This is a genomic window from Cellulomonas septica (assembly GCF_012396155.1).
Classification (GTDB): Bacteria; Actinomycetota; Actinomycetes; order Actinomycetales; family Cellulomonadaceae; genus Cellulomonas; species Cellulomonas septica.
Genome location: NZ_JAAXOY010000445.1, coordinates 1 through 3,065, shown reverse-complemented (window position 1 = coordinate 3,065; position 3,065 = coordinate 1). Strand labels below are relative to the sequence as shown.

6 protein-coding genes are annotated in these 3,065 nt (G+C 73.7%); all 6 read left to right on the top strand.

The window, feature by feature from the left end; genetic code table 11:
- Positions 1-320, top strand: a 320-nt coding sequence (locus HGA02_RS14740) for an RsmD family RNA methyltransferase (RefSeq protein ID WP_210728611.1), incomplete at its 5' end; no start/stop codon positions are given.
- 50 nt (positions 321-370) lie between these two features.
- Complete coding sequence (coaD, locus tag HGA02_RS14735; RefSeq protein WP_168679756.1) at positions 371-862, top strand: pantetheine-phosphate adenylyltransferase; 492 nt, start codon at positions 371-373, stop codon at positions 860-862.
- Positions 862-1,377, top strand: a complete 516-nt coding sequence (locus tag HGA02_RS14730) for a hypothetical protein (RefSeq protein ID WP_168679754.1) — start codon at positions 862-864, stop codon at positions 1,375-1,377. Before coaD ends, HGA02_RS14730 begins: the two co-directional genes overlap by 1 nt.
- 163 nt (positions 1,378-1,540) lie before the next feature.
- A complete protein-coding gene (locus HGA02_RS14725; protein WP_124344184.1) occupies positions 1,541-2,119 on the top strand; it encodes a YceD family protein in 579 nt (192 codons plus the stop codon).
- A 2-nt stretch (positions 2,120-2,121) separates the two neighbouring features.
- A complete protein-coding gene (rpmF, locus tag HGA02_RS14720; RefSeq protein ID WP_162352438.1) occupies positions 2,122-2,319 on the top strand; it encodes a 50S ribosomal protein L32 in 198 nt (65 codons plus the stop codon).
- 46 nt (positions 2,320-2,365) lie between these two features.
- A partial coding sequence (gene rnc / locus HGA02_RS14715) for a ribonuclease III (protein WP_168679752.1) occupies positions 2,366-3,065 on the top strand: 700 nt, incomplete at its 3' end.

Here is a 3,065-nt window from a genome sequence, read left to right as displayed (position 1 = left end):
CCGTCGCCCCGTGGGACCTCGTCCTCGTCGACCCGCCGTACGACGTCGCGGAGACCGACCTCGGCACGGTGCTGGCCGGCGTCGCGCCGGCCGTCGCCGAGGACGGCGTGCTCGCCGTCGAGCGCTCGTCCCGCTCGCCCGAACCCACGTGGCCCACCGGCTGGGAGGGTGTCGAGCGGCGCGTCTACGGCGAGACGGTCGTCTGGTTCGGCGAGCGGACACCGGTCGACGGCGCCCCCGACGACGGCGGGCAGCCCGACGACGCCGCGGGCGACGGCGACGCCGCGGACGGGCGCGCGCCGCACCCGGACCAGGACTGACCCGGCCGCGTCCGACGGGCGCGCACCGGCCGTTCGCCTACCCTGGCCGGGTGACCACAGCCGTCTGCCCGGGATCCTTCGACCCCCTCACCCTCGGCCACGTGGACGTGGTGCGGCGTGCGCGGACGATGTTCGACGAGGTCGTCGTCGCCGTGGCGCGCAACTCGTCGAAGACGCCGCTGCTGACCGCAGACGAGCGCGTCGCGCTGGCCCGCACGGTGCTCGCGGACCTCGACGGCGTGCGGGTCGAGGCGGTCGACGGCCTGCTCGCGGACTTCGTGCGGGAGCAGGGCGCGTCGGCGGTCGTCAAGGGGCTGCGCAGCGGCGCGGACTTCGACGCGGAGCTGCCCATGGCGCTCATGAACCGGCACCTGTCGGGCGTCGAGACGGTGTTCGTGGTGGGCGACCCGGCGCTCGCGCACGTGGCGTCGTCGCTGGTCAAGGACGTGGCCCGGTACGGCGGGCCGATCGACGACCTGGTGCCGGCCGAGGTCGGTGAGGCGGTGCGCGCGGCGCTCGCGCGGACGGGAGGGAGTGCATGATGACCGACGAGGACGCGACGACCCGGCCCGAGGGCCTCACGGGTGTGCTGGACGCGATCGCGGCGGCGGTGACGCAGGCCCGGGCGATGCCCATGTCGTCGTCCGTGCTGGTGAACCGGGCGGAGCTGCTGGACCTGCTGGACCAGGCGCGCGACGTGCTGCCCACGCAGCTCACGCGCGCGGACCAGGTGCTGGCGGACGCCGACGCGGCACGGGCCGAGGCGCGGGGGCAGGCGGACCGCATCATCGCCGAGGCGCGGCAGCGCGCCGACGAGCTCGTCGACTCGGAGGCCGTCGTCGTGGCGGCGCGCGAGCGGGCGCAGCAGATCGTGCAGGAGGCCGAGGAGTCGGCGACGGTCCTGCGGCGTGACGCCGACGACTACTGCGACCGCCGGCTGGCGGACTTCGAGATCGACCTCGGCAAGGTGCTGAGCCAGGTGCAGGCGGGTCGGGCGAAGCTCGCGGACCGCCTGGACGGCGGCGCGGACGACCGGTCGGACGGCTCGGTCCTCTGAGCCGGCGGGCACCGGCTGACCGGCCGGTCGAGCAGCCCGTCGACCGGTGGCGTCGGGCGAGGTGGAGCTGATTTGGGAGCCCCCGGTCGCGTGTCGTAGAGTTGGCGGTTGGTCCTGCCGGTCGTGGCGTGGACCGAGATCCAAGACGAGGGGACCTTCGGCCGTGCAGCGCCCTGTTCACCTCGATCCCCGTTCGCCGTTCGTGCTCGACACGCATGAGCTCGGCCGACGTCCGGGATCGACGCGGACCGTGCAGCTCACGGTCGGTGCCCCGGAGGATCTCGGGACCGACGTGATCGGCATCCGTCCTGGAACCGACATCGAGCTGGACCTCCGGCTCGAGGCGGTCATGGAGGGAGTCCTGGTCTCCGGATCCGTCCGTGGCCGGGCGGTCGGGGAGTGCGTGCGCTGCCTGGAAGAGGTCGTCGAGGACGTCGACGTCACCCTCCAGGAGCTCTACGTCTACCCCGAGCGCGCCGCCGCTGCGGTCGAGGAGGGCGACGAGGACGAGGACGTGCGTGAGCTGGAGGGCGATCTGATCGACCTCGAGCCCGCGCTGCGGGACGTGGTGGTGCCGGCTCTGCCGTTCCAGCCGCTGTGCCGCCCCGACTGCCCGGGTCTGTGCTCCGAGTGCGGAGCTCGCCTGGCGGACGACCCTGACCATTCGCATGAGACGCTTGACCCTCGCTGGTCCGCCCTGAGCGGCCTGTCGAGCAAGGTCGACGAGACGAAAGAGAGCTAGCCGTGGCGGTTCCGAAGCGCAAGATGTCGCGCAGCAACACCCGTGCGCGTCGGTCGCAGTGGAAGACCACTGCCGCGACGCTGACCTCGTGCCCCGTCTGCAAGGCGGACAAGCTGTCGCACGCCGCGTGCCCGTCGTGCGGTGCGTACAACGGCCGTCGCTACGCCGAGGCCGTGCGCAGCGAGCACGAGGCCCGCTGACACCCTCGCTCGTCGCCGTGACGCACCTGACCGCCCTGTGACCGGGATGAGTGCCGCGGCCGACAGGCTCATCGAGAAGCTCGGGGTCCACCTGGACCCCGAGCTTCTCGTGCTGGCGCTGACCCACCGTTCGTTCGCGCACGAGGCCGGTGGCATCCCGACGAACGAGCGGCTCGAGTTCCTCGGCGACACCGTCCTCGGTCTCGTCGTCACCGAGTCGCTCTACCGCCGCCACCCCGACCAGCCCGAGGGTGCGCTCGCGAAGATGCGGGCCGCGACCGTCTCGCAGCGGGCGCTCGCGGGCGTCGCGCGCGACCTCGACCTGGGCGCGTTCGTCCTGCTCGGCAAGGGCGAGCTCGCGACCGGCGGGGCGGACAAGGACTCGATCCTGTCCGACACGCTCGAGGCGATCTTCGGCGCGGTGTACCTGTCGCACGGGCTCGAGACGGCCCGCACGGTCGTCGACCGGTTCGTCGGGCCGACGCTCGACGCGGCCGCAGGCCTCGGTGCGGGTCTCGACTGGAAGACGTCGTTGCAGGAGCTGTCCGCGGCGCTGGGACTGGGGGCTCCGTCGTACGAGGTCGTCGGTGAGGGTCCCGACCACGCGCGCACGTTCACGGCGCGCGCCGTCCTCGCGGGCGAGGCGCGCGGCTCGGGCACCGGCCCGGCGAAGAAGCTCGCCGAGCAGCACGCCGCCGAGGACGCCTACCGCACCCTGGAGGCGCTCGCGGCGCTCGGGCCGGCCG

Coding starts and splice junctions, on each gene's coding strand:
- HGA02_RS14730 (WP_168679754.1), top strand. CDS start 862: ATGACCGACGAGGACGCGACGACCCGGCCCGAGGGCCTCACGGGTGTG.